Source organism: Campylobacter curvus, assembly GCF_013372125.1.
In the GTDB taxonomy this organism is placed as follows: domain Bacteria; phylum Campylobacterota; class Campylobacteria; order Campylobacterales; family Campylobacteraceae; genus Campylobacter_A; species Campylobacter_A curvus.
This window is the reverse complement of sequence record NZ_CP053826.1, coordinates 111,282-128,778: the sequence shown is the minus strand read 5'-3', so window position 1 is coordinate 128,778 and position 17,497 is coordinate 111,282. Positions and strand designations below refer to the sequence as shown.

Annotated in this window: 15 protein-coding genes and 1 tRNA gene; 6 read left to right on the top strand and 10 right to left on the bottom strand. The window is 44.5% G+C overall.

Annotated features, from left to right (window positions below):
- Positions 1-22 precede the first annotated feature (22 nt).
- On the top strand, positions 23-997 hold the full coding sequence (locus CCVT_RS00640; protein WP_009649646.1) for an SLAC1 anion channel family protein: 975 nt from the start codon (positions 23-25) through the stop codon (positions 995-997).
- Between the two features lie 2 nt (positions 998-999).
- On the opposite strand, the gene CCVT_RS00635 is transcribed toward CCVT_RS00640, so the two are convergent.
- Genes CCVT_RS00635 through CCVT_RS00615 form a run of 5 tightly spaced genes read right to left on the bottom strand, consistent with a single transcriptional unit; the run spans position 1,000 to position 6,986 of the window.
- Positions 1,000-2,733 (bottom strand): ATP-binding protein, encoded by a 1,734-nt coding sequence (locus CCVT_RS00635; RefSeq protein WP_018137360.1) that lies wholly within the window; start codon positions 2,731-2,733, stop codon positions 1,000-1,002.
- Positions 2,733-4,403 carry a fatty acid--CoA ligase gene (locus CCVT_RS00630; RefSeq protein ID WP_018137359.1) on the bottom strand — a complete coding sequence of 557 codons (1,671 nt, stop codon included), beginning with the start codon at positions 4,401-4,403 and terminating at the stop codon, positions 2,733-2,735. Before CCVT_RS00630 ends, CCVT_RS00635 begins: the two co-directional genes overlap by 1 nt.
- Positions 4,404-4,411: 8 nt before the next feature.
- On the bottom strand, positions 4,412-5,659 hold the full coding sequence (locus CCVT_RS00625) for an OmpP1/FadL family transporter (RefSeq protein ID WP_018137358.1): 1,248 nt from the start codon (positions 5,657-5,659) through the stop codon (positions 4,412-4,414).
- Positions 5,656-6,507 carry a deoxyribonuclease IV gene (gene nfo, locus CCVT_RS00620; protein WP_018137357.1) on the bottom strand — a complete coding sequence of 284 codons (852 nt, stop codon included), beginning with the start codon at positions 6,505-6,507 and terminating at the stop codon, positions 5,656-5,658. Before nfo ends, CCVT_RS00625 begins: the two co-directional genes overlap by 4 nt.
- Positions 6,504-6,986 (bottom strand): hypothetical protein, encoded by a 483-nt coding sequence (locus CCVT_RS00615; RefSeq protein ID WP_018137356.1) that lies wholly within the window; start codon positions 6,984-6,986, stop codon positions 6,504-6,506. The genes nfo and CCVT_RS00615 overlap by 4 nt, the downstream gene beginning before the upstream one ends.
- 66 nt (positions 6,987-7,052) lie before the next feature.
- Here CCVT_RS00615 and CCVT_RS00610 point away from each other — a divergent pair.
- Positions 7,053-7,127: transfer RNA gene (locus tag CCVT_RS00610), tRNA-Glu, on the top strand.
- Positions 7,128-7,377: 250 nt separating this feature from the next.
- On the opposite strand, the gene CCVT_RS00605 is transcribed toward CCVT_RS00610, so the two are convergent.
- Together CCVT_RS00605 and CCVT_RS00600 are read right to left on the bottom strand one after the other, a co-directional pair.
- The gene (locus tag CCVT_RS00605) at positions 7,378-9,798 is read right to left on the bottom strand and encodes a sensor domain-containing phosphodiesterase (protein ID WP_018137355.1); all 2,421 of its coding nucleotides are present in this window, start codon (positions 9,796-9,798) and stop codon (positions 7,378-7,380) included.
- Positions 9,779-10,678, bottom strand: coding sequence for a cytochrome-c peroxidase (locus tag CCVT_RS00600; RefSeq protein ID WP_018137354.1), 900 nt, complete (start codon positions 10,676-10,678; stop codon positions 9,779-9,781). The genes CCVT_RS00605 and CCVT_RS00600 overlap by 20 nt, the downstream gene beginning before the upstream one ends.
- Before the next feature lie 108 nt (positions 10,679-10,786).
- Here CCVT_RS00600 and CCVT_RS00595 point away from each other — a divergent pair, with 108 nt between their 5' ends.
- From CCVT_RS00595 to CCVT_RS00580, 4 genes are all read left to right on the top strand, one after another.
- Entirely contained in the window at positions 10,787-11,545 is a 759-nt protein-coding gene (locus CCVT_RS00595; RefSeq protein WP_018137353.1) for a DUF4197 domain-containing protein, read from the top strand.
- The gene (locus tag CCVT_RS00590; RefSeq protein WP_018137352.1) at positions 11,546-12,430 is read left to right on the top strand and encodes a DMT family transporter; all 885 of its coding nucleotides are present in this window, start codon (positions 11,546-11,548) and stop codon (positions 12,428-12,430) included.
- Positions 12,431-12,699: 269 nt separating this feature from the next.
- On the top strand, positions 12,700-13,620 hold the full coding sequence (locus tag CCVT_RS00585; RefSeq protein WP_018137351.1) for a DMT family transporter: 921 nt from the start codon (positions 12,700-12,702) through the stop codon (positions 13,618-13,620).
- A gap of 96 nt (positions 13,621-13,716) precedes the next feature.
- On the top strand, positions 13,717-14,136 hold the full coding sequence (locus CCVT_RS00580; protein ID WP_018137350.1) for a type II secretion system protein: 420 nt from the start codon (positions 13,717-13,719) through the stop codon (positions 14,134-14,136).
- Between the two features lie 199 nt (positions 14,137-14,335).
- Here the strand turns inward: CCVT_RS00580 and CCVT_RS00575 are convergent, their stop codons facing one another.
- Genes CCVT_RS00575 through CCVT_RS00565 form a run of 3 tightly spaced genes read right to left on the bottom strand, consistent with a single transcriptional unit; the run spans position 14,336 to position 17,476 of the window.
- Entirely contained in the window at positions 14,336-15,142 is an 807-nt protein-coding gene (locus CCVT_RS00575; protein WP_018137349.1) for a metal ABC transporter permease, read from the bottom strand.
- Positions 15,135-15,980, bottom strand: coding sequence for a metal ABC transporter ATP-binding protein (locus CCVT_RS00570; RefSeq protein ID WP_018137348.1), 846 nt, complete (start codon positions 15,978-15,980; stop codon positions 15,135-15,137). Before CCVT_RS00570 ends, CCVT_RS00575 begins: the two co-directional genes overlap by 8 nt.
- Positions 15,977-17,476, bottom strand: coding sequence for a nickel/cobalt transporter (locus tag CCVT_RS00565; RefSeq protein ID WP_233445231.1), 1,500 nt, complete (start codon positions 17,474-17,476; stop codon positions 15,977-15,979). Before CCVT_RS00565 ends, CCVT_RS00570 begins: the two co-directional genes overlap by 4 nt.
- Between the last annotated feature and the right edge of the window lie 21 nt (positions 17,477-17,497).

Genomic DNA, 17,497 nt, shown 5'->3' with positions numbered 1-17,497 from the left:
CTAAAAATTTTAAGGAATAAAAATGTACGAAGATCAAAATGATATTTTAAAAAATACTAATTTAAGCAAACTTGCAAATTTCCCGATCGTGTTTTTTGCCGTTACGATGGGGCTTAGCGGGCTAGCCCTAGCTTACGAGCGGCTAAATTTACTATTTGATATTTCGCAAATTTTAGGCGAGCTGTTAAAATGGCTAACAGCTGCGCTTTTTATAGTCATTACGGTCTTTTACTGCTTAAAATTCATACGTTATCCAAATGCCGTGCGAGTCGAGTTCGCTCATCCCGTGCGGATAAATTTTTTCGCTGCATTTTCTATATCGCTACTTTTGCTCGCAGCCCTTTTTCAGGAAAGTAAAATTTATGGATTTTTGCTTTACGGCGGACTTGCGGTGCAGACATTTTTGACACTTTACGTTGTCGCTTTTTGGATACAAAAAGAGCTCTTGCTTACCCAAAGTAACCCCGCGTGGTTCATCCCGATCGTAGGCAACCTCATCGTTCCCCTTGCCGCGCCCACTACAAGCGTATTTGCGTGGTATTATTTCTCTGTCGGGGCATTCTTTTGGCTCGTGCTTTTTACCATCATTTTTTACCGCCTCATCTTTCACGAACGGCTCGCGCAAAAATTTATCCCCACGCTTTTTATCTTGATCGCTCCACCTTCGCTCGCATTTTCAGGACTTATAAAGCTTACTGGCGAATTTAGTCTGGTAGCGCAGATATTGCTAAATTTGACTTTATTTTTTACCTTGCTGATACTTTTTATGTTTAAAAATTTTTTAAAGCTTAAATTTTTCCTATCGTGGTGGGCTTTTACTTTCCCCACAGCTGCGGCTAGCATAGCGTTTTTTAGGGCATTTGAGATGACAGGAGAGAAATTTTGGCTAGCGTGCGCTATCGCGATGTTTGCGGCTTTAGTATTTTTCGTCTGCTTCGTAGGCTTTTATACGATAAAAGCAATCTTTCGGCGCGAGATCTGCGTTATGGAAAAATAAATTCAATAGTTGAATCCGACCCTTTTATCCTCGCCAAAGGCGGAATTCAGCTCGCGCTCGATCGTAGTCTTAAAGTCCTCGAAGGTAAATATAGCGTCGTCCTTGACGGCTACTTTCAGCGCGGTATTTTTTAGCACCAGCACGATCTGAGCGCCACTTAGGTTAAATTCCGCCAAGCGCTCGAGGCTGAAATTTTCCTCGAAATTCGCATTTTCAGGCAAAATTTTACGCCAGATGGCTAGACGCTGCTTGAAGTCCGGCTTTTTAAACTCGATCTTATAGTCAAATCTCCTTGAAAACGCGCTGTCAAGGCTTTGGAGGAAATTCGTCGTAGCGATCAGTACGCCCTCGAAGCGCTCGATCTGCTCTAAAAATATATTTTGCATTTGATTGTGCATTTTCTCCGCACCGCTACTGCTCTCCACGCGGGTGCTCAAAAACTGATCGGCCTCGTTTAAAAGCAGCACCGGCTCGCTCTTGCTCTTTTTGCATATCTCTTTATATGTATCGAAAATTTTACGCACGTTTTGCTCACTCTCGCCGACATATTTGCTTAAAATTTTAGAGCAGTCAAAGCTCAATATCTGCTTTTTTAGGCTCTTTGCAAGGCCTATGGCGCTCATCGTCTTACCGGTGCCGGGCTCTCCGTAAAATATGATCTTGGCATCGATGCCGCGGCGATTTTTGATCCCCCAGCTGTTAAGCCGCGCGAGCACCTTTTTATCGACTTGTTTCAAGATCGCACCCAAAAGCTCTTTGGTCTTTTCGTTTAGCACTACATCCTCAAGGCTCGTCGCAGGCTCTATGAGCTCGAATATCTCTTGCTCTTTTACGAGGCTTTCTAGCTTTAATTTTTTACTCTCGTTGTCATTTTTAGGGTGCATTATGCTTTGTAAAATTTCCTCATTTATGAAAAAATTTCGGCTGACGTTACCAAAGGCGTTTAAAACCTCGTCATAATCGATCAGTCCGTTTTCGATGAGCGCGGAGCCGTCCTCAAGCAGCGAGCGGTTTTTGATGCGCTCGAATTCATCGTCGCTTATGAGACCGATGAGAGCATTTAGATCGCGCCCGTTTTCAAAGTCTCCAGCGTATTCTTCTTTTAAAAGCGCTAAAAATATCAGCTGTTCTTTTACGCTAAGCGCGTTGTCCTTAAAAATTTGCTCGATTTTTATGGAAATTTTGCTTATTTCTATGCGTTCGTTTATGCGCGCTTCAAGCTCGTTTATCTGCGTTTTTATGCGCGCTTTGGCGTCGCTTACTCCGCTTTGAAACATCGCGGCTTTGGCGTAAAGCTCGATCCTTAAAAACTGATCTTTCAAATACTCCAAATGATCCTCATACGCGCTAGGCGTTGGCAGCTCTACCTTCGTGCTGCCCTCCTCTAAAATTTTGAGGAATGAGGGCGAAAGTGAAATTTCAGAGTGCAAAAGCGCAAGCAGGTTCGTGCCGCTTGATTTATTCGTATTTTCTGGCGTTTTAAAGATATTGTAGCTTTGCACTATCCAGCCGTAATCAAGCAAGGATTTTATAAATTTCAGATACGAAAGATGCCTGTAATCTTGCGAGCCAAATACCGTGCAAAGCAGGTCATAGACGCTTATATTAGCCACGCCTTCGATATAAATCTTGCTTAAATGGCGTAAAATTTTGGCCTCTTCCTCGCTACATTTTATGAGAGCCGAAATTTTGCTTTTTTTGATATCGGAATTTAAAAAATCAAGCAGATATTGCACTAAATTTTATCCTTTACCTGTTCTTTTAGCACGCGTTTTAGCACCTTACCGGTCGCATTTCTAGGTAACTGCTCGGCAAAATAGATGCTCTTTGGAATTTTAAAATTCGCCAAATGCTTTTTAAGATAGTCACGGACCTGTTTTTCGTCCAGATCCATACCCTCTTTTAGCTGGATAAAGGCCGCCACCTCCTCGTCCGCGTGCTCGTCTTTTATACCGATGACTGCGGCGGCTTCGACCTCTTCAAGCTTGTAAAGCACCTCCTCTATCTCGCGCGGATAGATATTTATGCCCTTTGAGATGATGAGATCTTTCTTACGATCGACGATGTAGATGAAGCCCTCGTCATCGACCTTGCCAAGATCGCCCGTCTTCAGCCAGCCGTTTATGATCGTTTCGTCCGTTATGTTTGGCATACCAAAATAGCCCTGCATGACGCAATCTCCCTTGACGATGATCTCGCCTATCTCGCCGGTGCCGACCTCTATCATCTCGTCATTTACAATCTTGACCTCGTATCCCTCAAGCGGCGGCCCTACGCTCAGGCTCTTTTGCTTGTCATATAAATTTGCCGCGACTACGGGAGAGCACTCGCTAAGTCCGTATCCCTCGACCAGCCTGGCATGAGGGAATTTTACCTTAAAATCATCGATAGTTTGCTTAGCCAGCGGAGCTGCACCGCTGATAAAAAGACGGATGCGATTGAACCACCTGAAATACCAAGGAATTTTCGCCTTGCCGATAGCCGTATATATCGCAGGGATGCCCAAAAATACGGTGACTCGCTTTAAAAGCGTCTGCTTTAGGACGTTTGAGAAAGGAAAGACCGACTTTATGAGCACCATCGACGCTCCCACGAACATCGGCAAAAGTATCATCGCCGTTAGAGTAAAGCTATGAAACATCGGTAAAAATACGATAAATCTATCGCTTGATCTTACGATGAACCTATTGTGAGCACCCTCGATATTTGAGAAAATATTTTTATAGCTTATCATCGCGCCCTTTGGCTTACCAGTCGTCCCTGAGGTGTAGATTATGTGCACCAGATCGTCTATCTCGGGCGTTTTGGAGATGCTTAGGGTATATTTGTGAGAGAACAGATCGGTAAAATTTATATTTCGCTCATTTGCACCTTGCAGGCTGAAATACTGCGCGTCGATGCCGTTTTCTTGCTGCAAAGCCGGTGCCAGATAGACGCTCTCGCCGTATTCTTCGTCTAAATTTTGCTTAGGCTCGAGCCTTGTTACCTGCAAAGATTTCGGCACTTCGCCTATCCAAATGATCTTTTGTAGCTGCTTTAGCTCGTTTAGCGGAGCAAGCTCTTTTGCAAGCTGACTTGAAGCAAACAAAATTTCAGCGCCGCAGTCGTTTAAAATATAAGAGAATTCCTCCGATTTCAAAAAGGTATTCATAGGCACAGCGACCGCTCCGATGGCAGTCACGGCAAGATAAGCAACGATGAATTCCTGAGAATTTACGACCGCCATGCCGACCTTGTCGCCAAATTTCACGCCGATAGCCTGCAGATACATCGCGGCCTTATCCACGCTGCTTTTTAGCTCACCGTATTTTATCTTCTGCTTATCGTCAAATATCGCCGTGCAGCCAAAGCGCTGCTTTGCGACGTCGCTTAGCATTTCGTAGAGATTTTGATACTTATACTGCATATTTTCGCCTAAAAATTATATTTAAAGCTTGTAGCCAAGATCTGTATAGCCCCGCGTCCAAATTCTCCCGAAATGGTGCTGTTTTGGCCGTTTGGGATATTTTCGGCGCGTTTTTGGTGTCTGTCTTGATAGACATAGCCAAGCGCGACCTCAAGCGCCTCTGAAATTTTATAATTTATGCCAAAAGAATACGCGCGTGAGGTGGTATTTGGTAGCTCAAGTCCGGTATTTCTGGCGTTTGAAACGTCCTGATCGTAGGCAAAGCCCGCCATTAGTCTCAGCCTTTGGCTCGCGTCATACGCCACTCCTAGGCGGTAGGTATTTGAGTCGCTGTATTTTCTATTTACAGGATCGTCCATCAAGCGGTTGAAATACCCGGCAAAACGAGAGTTCGTCTGGGCTGCGTTTTTGTTTGAATACTCAAAGTCATATCCTTTAAATTTCGACCAATACGTCCTCTCGTAGGCCAGTAAAAGCGTGAGATCTGAAATTTTATACCCCGCAGCCAAGACTAGCTGAGCTGGCAATGGTATCTGCACTTTTGCTCCTCCGCTGTAGTTTATCGCTCTAAGCGGGCTGTTAAATGTACCGGTTGCATCGCCCTTGATAGTCATATTGACCTTGGAGCGGTAAGTCGCCGCGAGGCTTAAATTTTCTATCGGTCTAAAGCTCAAAGCCGCATTGTAGCCGTAGTCTATGCTATCCCCTTCAAGCTCTCTGTATCCGATACTTCCAAAATCGCTCGCGACCTTGCCTTTGCTATAAACGGCTCTCGCACCGACCGCCACGGCAAGCGAGTCGTTTATGCGATAAGCTACGGTTGGATTTAGCTCGACTACTTGCAGTTTAAATCTCTTGCCCGTAAATGCCGTATCTGCATCCTCCCAGGCCATACCGACGGCAGCCGGCACCGCCAAAGCCAGGCCGAAACGCCAGTTTTCATAGTATTCAGGCGAAACGAAGCTAAATGTCGTAGCCAGGGAGTCAAAATTTTCAGATTTGTAGCTCTTGCCGTTATCGTTTTTAAATTTAAGCTCGCCAATGTGAAACCAGCCAAGAGAGCCCTCGAAATGATGCCTACCGTCTAGAAACATCATATTTGCGGGGTTAAAATAGGCCACATCGGCACCAAAGCTCATGGCAACGTTGCTGGCTAACAATCCCAGCGAATCCGCGCTTTGTTCAGGCACTTTATAGCCGCCGGCGTTTAGCAAAGAGCATGACGCAAGCATGCTAAGAGCGATCTTTCTCGTCATTTTTTTCCTTTTTGTAGATTTCTTAAAATTTTGATCTCATCAGCCCAGATGCTATCATCTATCGTCTCTAGTATCATCGGGATCTCGCCTATGCGCTCGTCGTTCATTATACACTCAAACGCTTTAAGCCCCAAAAATCCCTTCCCAAGGCTCTCGTGGCGATCTTTTCTGGAATTTAGCCCGAATTTACAGTCGTTTAGATGCATCGCCGATAAAAACTCATACCCGATAACGGCGTCAAATTCGTCCATCGTCTTTTTATAGGCTTCAGGCGTGCGCAGATCGTATCCCGCGGCAAAGGCGTGACAGGTGTCGATACAAACGCCAACGCGGCTCTTATCGTCCGTGCGCTCGATCAGATACGCCAGCTGCTCGAACCTAAAACCTAAATTTGAGCCTTGTCCCGCGGTATTTTCGATGACGAGCTTCACGCCGGCAGTACGCTTTAACGCCTCGTTCATGCACTCTGCGATCAAATTTAGACACTCGTTTTCGCTTATCTCATTTAGATGTGAGCCCGGATGGAAATTTAAAAGCTCCAGCCCAAGCTCGCTCACGCGCTCTATCTCATCTACAAACGCCTTAAAGCTTTGCTCACGCTTAGCGTCGTCATAGTGGCCTAAATTTATGAGATAGCTATCGTGAGGCAAGATATGCTGGGGGCTTATGTTCGCGGCCTTACAGTTTTGCTTGAATTCCAAAATAGTGTCACTTTCAAGCGGCTTTGCCGACCATTGACGCTGATTTTTGACAAAAAGCGCAAAGGCGTTAGCTCCGATCTTTGCGGCGTTTAAAGGTGCGTTTTGCACGCCGCCGCTAGCGCTCACGTGCGCTCCGATGTATCTCATTTCAGCTCTTTGAGTATGATTTTTATACGATTTTTAGTGTCGATAAATTTTATTAAATTGTCACAAACTTCATATTCTATTGAATCATTACTTATATTTTGTTCAAATCCGCACTCTTTTCTAACGAGATTTTTGCCGTCATAGATCTCTTTTTTTTGCAAGACATCTTGAAATATCGTCTCGTAATGCGGGCGCAGGAAAAATTTCTCGTTAAATTCCGTCTTTGAAAAACAAGCGCGATTGACGCAAATTTCATCGTCTATTTTTATGTCCGCGGTATTGATGCCAGAGCTGTAAATTTGCAAATTCAGACCGTTTTTATAGCTATGTAAAAAGCCGATATCGTTTATTTTTATAAGCGGTGAAAATATAGTGACCTGAAACGTTTGAGACCTTTGAGGAAGCTCGTTTTTTACGCAGCCAAGAAGGATAAAGGCAGCGACTATAGTCGTGGTGAAATTTAAAATTTTATTTATCAATTTTTTCCTTTTTTATATTCTATTAAGCAAATAAATAATATAATCCCATCTTTAATGACCGACGGCGGCCCCTTCGTCTAGCGGTTAGGACATCGCCCTTTCACGGCGGTAACACGAGTTCGAGTCTCGTAGGGGTCACCACTTCTTTCAAACTTTAAAATATTATCCACATAAGCTTTAAAATTTCGTTAATTGCTGATTTATTTTACTTAAAATTTTTATTTTATTTTATTTTTATATTGACTATCTTTGCTCGCTCGAAAACTGCGGTCGCCCAAAGATCACAAGATGGAATCGAAGCAAAAAGAGCAGTAGAGCAAGATGTGCTTGCGAAGTGCTAAATTTCGAGCAATGACGCTTATAAAAAGGCTAAATTTACCGTGGTGGTCGCCTAGCTCATCGACTTTGGCTTGCCCAGCAAGAAGCCTTGTGCGTATTTGATGCCAAATTCCTGCACCTTGGCTAAAATTTCAGGCGAGCTCACAAACTCCGCTACGACCTTATAGCCCTGCTTTTTAGCGAAATTTACGATGGTTTCGACTAGGACGCCCGCATTTTGATCATATGGCAGCTTTTTGATTATCGAGCCGTCTATCTTGATGTTATCGATGTCAAGCTCCAAAATTCGGTAATAGTTTGAATACCCCGAGCCAAAATCATCGATCGAAATTTTACATCCGTAGCTTTTCACGCGCTTTATGAAAGAATTTATGCCTTCATAATCGCTCATCTCCTCGCTTTCTAGCATCTCAAAGCATACGTGAGCGGGATTTGCGCATGCGCTTAGCTTCTCTTCCAGTAGCTTTCTGACGGAGCGATCGGCGATGTCGGAGCTTGAAAGATTTATAGAAAATGTGTATTGCGGGTATTTTTCGACGAGGGCAAAGGCGTGAGCGATGACCTTTTTGGTTATTTGCACGTATAGCTGCGTCCTCATGGCGATCTCTAAAAATTCACCCGGATAGCGGATCTTGCCGTTTTGATCCATTATGCGCACCAAGACTTCGTAAAATTTCGCCTCTTTTTCGTTCGCATCTACATCATAAATGCCCTGACACTCGACGATCACCATATCGTTTTCAAGGGCGTATTCTACTAGCTGAGTGGCGAGCTGGTTCTTGTGATACTGCATCTCGATGGCGTCGTTTTCTTGATAGTAGTAAATTTCGCTGCCGTTATCCAGGGCTTGTTGATTTGCCAAGATAGCCTGCATCAAGCGATTAGTCTGAGGCGTGTCGTTTGGTAAAGACACGCCCATGACTATTTTGGGGTTTGGCAAGCTCTCGTGCTTGTCATCTATCATCACCTCAAGCCTGTTGAAGCTAAAATACTCCTTGATAAAGCCGATGTCTCGGACGATATTATCCCCGTTGTACCAAAGGTAAAACGCATCGTCTTGAAAGCGAAAGAGCCAAGCGTTTATCTGCGAGGTATCCACGCAGAGCTTGAGCGTATCGGCGATCGCTTTTAGCATGGCGTCGATGATCCTGGTTTGATAGAAAAATCTAAGTGTTTTGAAATTTTTAATACTCATGCAAATAAGCATGCCGTCCTTTTTAGCCTCTAAATTTTCAGTCAGCGCGAAATAATTGCCAAAGCCGGTGAGCTTATCGATCGCCGACTGCGCCTTTATCTGCTCGTTTTTGACCGCGAGCTCGTTTAGCATTATGGTCTCTTTGGTCCTATTTAGCTTGATGGCGATATATCCTTCGAGCTTAGAGCGAAAGAAAAACGGGATAAATTTAGCCTTTTCGTAGATGAGGTTTCCGTCTTTGGCCTTACTGATGAGCTCGTCGCTCTCCCAAAAATTCGCCGTCCTTATCGCCTCTCGCATGCCCTCGTAAAAGCTTTCCGGGTGCATGCCGGATTTTAGCACGTGAGGATTTTTGCCTTTTACCTCTTTTAGTTTATACCCGGTCGTCTCTTCAAACGTTTTATTCACGTATAAAATTTTATTTAGCACGTCCGAAAATACTATCGAGCTATGCCCGCCGTCTATCGTCGTCTTTAAAAGCTTTATCTGGCGCAAATTTCTCACGCTTTGTCTTGCTTGATAAAATATAAACGCCAGTAGCCAAAAGAACAAAACGAAAGCCACGCTTTGCAAGAATTTCAGCCTATCAAACACCTCTTTATACCAAATGAGATTTTCGCGTCTAAAATTTTCTATAAATTTACCAAGCCCGAGCTGGGCGCTTTGAGTGTAGATCGTATTTAGCAAGATCATGGAATTTAGCGCGTATTTGGCCTTTTTTAGCATATTGGACTGTTTGGCGTTTTGCTCGCTTAGCCCGGACATCTCATCTATCTGCAACTGGGCTTGTTTGACGGTTTGCAGATCAAATCTGATCATATTTTTTATCGTCAAAAACAAAGGCTCGAACGCTTTTAGCTCGGGATCCTTGTTTATTTCGTATTCGCCGGCTATGATAAACGCCGCCATGCCAGAGCTAACGTAGTTTGATCTATCGACGAACCTACGTTTTTTGGTGTAAATTTCGCTAAGCTCTTTTAGCTTGTCCGCGTTATCATGCAGGCCAAGCCCTAAATTTTGCTCGTTTAGCGCTAAGAGCTTCGTTAAATTCCTGTCGAAATTTTTAGCGTTTTTGTTGAGTTCGTCGTAATTAAGCACGAGTATGTTATTTTCGAGGTTGAAATTCATCTCGTCGTTTGCAAGCTTTAAATTTATAAGAGCGTTGTTGAATTCCCCGCTCACGCTCAAAGCCTTGTTCGTTTTGTAGATGAAAAACGCACACACACCAAATACTACCGCCAGCACAAAAGCGAAAATTTTAATTTGACGAAGGTTCATTCATTATCCTCGGGCGTTCGCCGCTTAAAGAAAGCAGGAATTTATAGAGCGCATCGATCTCGTCACCACTTAGATCATACATAAACTGATTTGCGCCGATATGTTTTATCGCCTCTTTTAGCGTCATTATGCTGCCGTCCATCAAATAAGGCGCACTTGCCGCGATGTTTCTAAGTGACGGCACGCGGTAAAGGCGCTTGTTCATATCGCTTTGAGAGGAGATGCCGGCTAATATATCCTTTGAAAATCGCACGTCCTGCATCAAATTCGCACCTAAATTTTTACCGTTATGACACGCTACGCAACCTAAATTTTTAAAAATTTCAAATCCCTTTTTCTCACCCTCGCCAAGCGCGCTCTCATCGCCCGCCAGATATCTGTCAAAGGGCGAATTTATCGTCAGTATCGCCTTTTCGAATTCTACGAAGGCATCGACTATGTTTTCATAAGTTATGCCGTCTTTGTAGATGCGGGCGAACAAAATTTCATATTCCTCGATGCCCTTTACGGCGGTTAAAATTTTATCTTCACCGGAATTTAGCTCATAGCGCGAGGTGATGGACTCTTTTACTTGAGCATGGATGCCGCGGATACGACCGTCGTTGTAAAATATATAATTTGACGCTGCATTTAAGATGCTGGGCGGGTTTAGAGTGCCCTTTTGGACGTATTTTGAATTCGTGCCGCTAAAGTCCCAGTAGAGGTTGTGACAGGTCTCGCACGAGTAGTTTTCGTTGCTGCTTAGTCTCTTATCGAAAAAGAGCTTTTTGCCAAGGTGCGCCCTGCTCTCATCGTAGTTTAAAAATAGTAACGGCTCAAAGGACGCCTCGAGGGCGAAAATATCGACTGCCAAAAGTAGCGAAAAGAAAAGCTCTTGCATAAATTCCCCGCAAAAATTTTAGAATTGCATTATATCTTAATTTACTTTCTGATAAAATAAATCCGCTTAACTTCGTTTTGATATAGCATTTTTCACTAAAGGATAGCGATGAGAAAATTTTGCCTGCTTTTGCTTGCGTTTGGCGTGATTAGCATACTTCATGCAAGCTGGAAAGATACGCTAAATTCCGGCATGAGCGCCATAAATTCTGCAAATCCAAGCAGCAACGGCGACTATAAAAGCCTCGTTGCAAGCGCACTAAACGCCGCGGTCGATCAGCTCTCAAAAGACGGCTTTTTAAACAGCGCTACGGCCAAGATCCCGCTACCAAGCTCACTGCAAACGGCTGCAAATTTAGCCAAAAAAGTAGGTGGCGACAAATGGGCGAACGAGCTCGTCGTTTCGATGAACAAAGCTGCAGGCGAGGCCGTACCAAAAGCTGCGAACGTCTTTAGCGATACCATAAAAAATATGAGCGAAGCGGACGTAAAAAAGGTCCTTAACGGCAGCGAGGACAGCTTTACGAAATTTTTACAGGAAAGATCGGGCAAAAATCTACAAAAGGTCTTTAAGCCTATCATTGAAAAAATGATGAGCGACAACTCGTTCGCAACAGCCTACAAAAAGCTAAATTCGCTCGTTGCAAACAATGCTCTGACAAACTCCGACACCGCAAAATCGCTCAAAAATTTAGCCTCAGACCTTGGCGCAGGCGAATACATCCCGCAGCAAAACGAGGATATGAACGACTACATCACGCGCAAAACGCTAGAGGGGCTTTTTAAGGTCATGAGCGAAAAGGAGAGCGGCTTGCGCGGCGGGACTCTTGGCAAGGGCGCAAAAATTTTAAACGATATACTAAAGTAAATGTCAGCCAGAAAAAGTAAAGAATTCCTCGCCGATCTTGCACTCGTCGCAGTCGCCGTCGTTTGGGGCGTCACGTTTTTGCCTATGGCGCAAGCGCTTCATACAAACGGCGTATTCACGCTGCTTTTTTGGCGGTTTTTGCTAGCGTTTTTCCTGATGGTGCTAATCAGCCTAGCTTTCGTGCGCAAGATCGATGCGAATTCTATAAAATACGGCGCCATTTTAGGCGCGTTTTTATTTGCCGGATTTGCCTTTCAAACGTTCGCGCTAAAATACGCTCTAAGCTCCAGCGTGGCCTTTATAACAGGTCTAAACGTAGTTTTCGTGCCGTTTATAGTATTTTTATTTTTCAAGCAAAAGGTCTATATCTACTCGTTTGCGGGCGCGTTTTTAAGCGCGATCGGGCTTTATTTTTTATCCTCCGGCGAATTTGGCCTGGGGCTAGGAGAGCTGCTAAGTGTCATCTGCGCTTTTGCCTATGCGCTTCAGATAGTTTTTACAGGTGTTTTCGTAAAGCGATGCGAGCTTTATGCGCTGGTTTGCATGCAGTTTTTGACTATCTGCGCACTATCTTTGATATGTGCAGTCGTTTTCGAGGGCACGGCCATGCCAAATTTTGACACGGAATTTTACAAAGCCGTCATCATCACGGCAGTTTTTGCCACGGTCTTTGCTTTTTTCGTTCAAAACGCGATGCAGCGCTACACTACGCCGATGAAAACGTCGCTCATTTTTACGCTTGAGCCGGTTAGTGCGGGCGTGCTTGGATATTTTGTGGGCGGAGAGAGGTTTAGTGCGCTTCAGATCGGCGGAGCGCTCGTGATACTGGCTGGAATTTTACTAAGTGAGATAGGCTCATACTATAAAAATAAAGGCTCTTTTTAGTAAATTTTTGATTTCTTTTCAGCGAAGTCAAACCTTATGAAGCGACACTATTTCTGCCGTTCTGCTCGCAGTTGCGAGTGCATAAGCACGAAGCAAAAATTAAGGGAAGCGGTAGCTGACCGTTGATTTCGTGCTATATGCTTAGTTTCACTTCGTTCGCCACCGTCGCTACTCTCGAGAACGGCACTTTGTGAGCGAGTAAGATTTGCGAAGCACTTAAATAATGTATCAAAATTTTACCAAAAAGAACTAAAACTAAAAGGAATATGATGAATAGACTAAAAACGAAAGAATTCCGCGCGGATATCGCGCTCATATTTGTCGCTTTGGTTTGGGGAGCGACGTTTTTGCCGATGGCGGGAGCGACCGCGACAAACGGTGTCTTTACGATACTTTTTTGGCGATTTTTGATATCGTTTGTGCTGATGTCCGCCTTTACGCTCAAATTTAGAAAATTTGATCCAAATTCCGTAAAATACGGTGTCATCTTGGGGCTATTTTTATTTTGCGGTTTCAGCGCTCAAACATTTGCGTTTAAATTCACATATAGCGGCGCGGTCGCCTTCATATCGGGTCTAAACGTCGTCATCGTGCCGTTTTTGATGTTTTTGCTCTTTCGTCAAAGAATTTACGTTTATTCGTTCGTTGGCATATCTTTAGGCGCTCTTGGGCTTTATTTCCTCTCAAATGCCAGGTTTGGCCTAAGCTTTGGCGAGCTCTTGAGCGTCGTTTGCGCCTTTGCTTGGGCGCTTCATATCATATTTACGAGCATCTTTGTCAAGCGCTGTGAACTTTTTATGCTGATAAATACGCAGTTTGCGGTCGTCTGCGTGCTAAGCCTTATCTTTGCTTTTATCTTTGAGGGCGGAGCGAAGCCGAATTTAGACTACGCTTTTTACAAAGCGATGGTGATATCTATCGTTTTTGCCACGCTTTTTGGCTTTATCATGCAGCATCTCATGCTTCGCTACACCTCGCCTGTAAAAGCGGCACTCATTTTTACGCTTGAGCCGGTGAGCGCGGGCGTGCTGGGGTATTTTGTAGGCGGAGAGCATCTAAATTCAGTGCAAATTTCAGGAGCGACGATAATACTAGCCGGCATCGTCATAAGCGAACTTGGATCGTATTATAAAAGTAAACGGATAGAATTTAGCCAAATACCAAGCATACAAAGCCCGCAAAATGGCTAGTTTATAAAAAATTTAAAATTTGTTTGCAAAAAAACGAATTTCGTAGTATAATTCGCAATCGTATAACAAATACAAAACTTCAAAAAGGAGAAAACCATGAAAAAGGGTTTTACAATGATCGAGTTGATCTTCGTGATCGTGATTTTAGGTATCTTGGCAGCTGTCGCTATCCCAAGACTAGCAGCTACTAGAGATGATGCGGAGATTTCAAAGGTGGCTACCAATGTCCAAACTTTGGTTGCAGATATTGGTGCTTATTATACGTCACAAGGTTCTTTTTCGGCTATTAAAAACATGAGCAATGTACCAAACCCTGTTAAAGCAAAGACAGACACTTGTCTTACAATAGGTAATGATGCAGGCAACGGCACGATAGGTGCAACAATAGGTGAAGATGGTCTTTGCAAAGATGTTTGGAAATTGCCTGGTTTGGTACAGCTTAAAGACAATATCACAAGTAACGACAACAAAACTGCAAACACTCTAAAATTTGGGGGCATGGGAGTAAAATACTAATAAATTTTGCTCACTAAATCTTAATCAAAGAGCCTTTTGGCTCTTTGCTCCTTTTATTCAAATAAAATTTTTAATTTTTAACTGTTAAAATAAAGTCAAGCCTCATAAAGCGATGCTACCGTCAGTGATCGTAGTCATTCCTGAAGCGAGTAAGATTTACGAAGCTTTTAAATTTAGAAAACGAGTGGAGCGAGATAAACTAGCCCCTTAGATCCTTAAATTTAAAACAAAACACAAAAAAGCAAAGCGAAGCTACGAGGATGATACTAGCGCCGCTGGTTAAATTCAGCCAAAAGCTGAGCATCAACCCGGCGACGCAAAATGCCACCGAAAAAAGCGCCGAGATGACCATCATCGAGCCTAGCCTCTTGGCAAAGACTTGAGCTATATAAGGCGGTATCGTAAGCAGTGCGATGACTAAAATAAGCCCCACCACGCGAATCGTCGCGACCACACAAAGCGCCATCATACACACAAGCAGATAGTAAAAAAACGTCGTATCCACTCCGCGCAGCTTTGCAAATTCCGCATCAAAGCTTAAAGCTACGAACTGGCGGTAAAAGACCGCGATGATGAGGATAAATGCCGCATCTATCGCGCCCATGAAAAGCAGATCGCTATGGCTGACTGCGAGTATAGAGCCAAAAAGATAGCTCATCAAGTCGGCGTTGTAGCCGGGGGTGAGGTCGATAAATATGATACCAATCGCCATGCCAAACGCCCATATCGCGCCGATGACGGAGTCGATCTTAGTTTTATCATGTAGCGTGATAGTCGCAATGACGAGGGCTAAAAACAGCGAAAACAGCCCCGCGCCAAGCAGCGGCTCCAGCGAAAAGAAAAATGCCATCCCTATACCGCCGTATGCTCCGTGTGCGATACCGCCGGCGATGAAGGTCATGCGGTTTATCACCACTAGCGAGCCTATCATGCCGCAGACTATGCTGACTAAAATGCCCGCTAGCAAAGCGTTTTGCATAAAGCTTAGGCTAAAAATTTCAGCCATCGTAGCCGCCTTTAAAGATGTTAAATTTCATTGTCGCAGGCCTTCGCTCGCTCACGCCAGAAATTTCGCTTCGCGACTTTTCATGCTCGCAAACGCACTCGCCAAGAGCCACCTCGACATCGCAGAAGTGGTTGTGCTCATGCACTAGATGTTCGATGAAATCGCGCTTCATCATCTGAGGCGAGATATCGTGCAAATATAAATTTTTACTGACGTAGGCGACCTTCGTCGCATAGTTTAACGCGATATTTAGATCGTGACTGACGAGCACGACGCCTATACCGCGCGAGTTTATCTGCTTTAAGATAGTGTAAATTTCAGCCTGACCCTTTGTATCTATGCTCGCCGTGGGCTCATCTAGCATCAAAATTTTAGCGTTCGCACAAAGCGCACGAGCGATATAAACGCGCTGTCTTTGCCCGCCGCTAAGCTCTCCTATGCGCTGCTCGCTAAAGCCCGCCATACCGACGCTCTCTAGCGCCCCCTCGGCCTGAGCTCGCTCGCTTTTAGAGTAAAAGCCAAACATCTTTTTATCCAATAACCCCATCAAAACAACCTCTATGACGCGCATCGGGAAGCTTTGGTTAGAGAGGAAATTTTGAGGGACGTATCCGATAAATTTGCTGATATTTTGGGGCTTTTGACCAAAGAGCCTTATCTCTCCGCTTTGAGGCGAGATAAGCCCCAGCATCAGTTTTAAAAGCGTGCTTTTGCCGCCGCCGTTTGGCCCGATGATAGCTAGAAAGTCCTTGCTGTCGTAGGTCAGGTTTATATTTTCCAGCACGAGCTGCTTGTCATAGCCAAAATTTAGGTCTTTTATCTCGATAGTATGCTTCAAAATACACTCACTTGCGTCGTAGTCGTAAAAAGTATGAAGACCCCAAGCCCGAGCATCACTGCAAGAGCTAGGAATTCAGCGTAAATTTTAAAATGATTCAGTTTGCTAAAGGCGTTTTGATTTAGCTTGGCGCCAAAGACCGCGGCGATGAATATGATCACACTCATGCCAAGCGCCATAAATACACCGCTCATAAAGCCTGCAAAGTAGCTTCCAAGCTCGTGAGCCAGCACGAAAACCAGGATCGTGCCAGGACACGGGATAAGTGCCGCAGCGGCGGCTACCAGCCACTCGTGATAGCCCTTTGGCCCGGCTTTTTTCTGCGCGCAGACATTACAGCCACACTGCGCCGCGTGTGCTGCGGGCTGAAATTTCATCTTAGCGCGGGTGGTGTCAGGTGCGCCGTTTTTAGAAACGTCAAAAATATAAGAATTTCGCCTGGCCGTAGGCTTTGAGGTGTAAAATTTCAGCTTTTTATAAAACATATAAAGCGAAATGGCGATGATGACTATCGCCGAAGCGACGGTCGTTATCCTACCCGCGTCTTTAGTGTAGCCGGCACTCACCCCGGAAAGTAGCGCAAACATCAGGCAAACGAATAAAAACGCGCCGATAACGTGCAAAAAGCCGATCTTTAGCGAAAAGAGAGCGGCCTTTACGTAGCTGCCTCCGGTCGCCGCAAAATAAGAACCCGTAAGCATCTTACCGTGCCCTGCGCCCGCAGCGTGTAAAAAGCCGTAGATGAACGAGCAAAGCAGCATGAACGAAAACGAGACGAATTTAAACGTTTCGGAATTTTGCCGTAAAAGTTGCTTCAGCTCGTCTAAAAAGCCAAGGCTGGCCTTTGTGACGGAGTCAAATTTTTGCTCGTCGATCGCGTCTATATCGGCATGTTCGTTTTGCTGCTTTACGACCGCACTCAAGCTTGGCTTTTCGTTGTGCTCCTTGGCGCTTTGCTCGGTCGAGAGGGTGTAAAAGATGACGTTTGAGTTTGGATTTGGTATGACCCAAACTTTAGGCGAAATTTTAAAAGCGTCGCTGTCTAGGAATTTGAAGTTGAAATATCCCTCTTTATCGAAAATTTCGACCGAGATGACATAGTCGTTTTTTATAGGCAAGTCGGTGTTGAACGCAAGGTTGAATTTCAGCCGCCCCTCGTCGAAATAAAGCTTGTAATCTCTTAAATTCAGCTTTAGCTCAGTGGCGTTTTCGTCCTTGTAAAAGTGCTCGATATCAACTAGAAAATGCCTCGGGACAAGGTAATCCAGTAGGTTTAAACGTATCTGGCGAAGCTCGTTGTCATCGATCTTTTTATCAGAATTCAGGTCGAAATTTTGCTGCATGAGCTGCGAGAAATTCTCAGAAAAAGTCCATGTGAATTTTATCGCCGAAATTTTGTCTTGTTTGACCTCAAATGCGGTATTTACGTGCGCGGTCGGACTATAAAGCGAGCAGAGTGCGCATCCAAAGGCCTGCAGATAAATTAGACTCAGCAAAAGGATGCGCACGAGCATTGA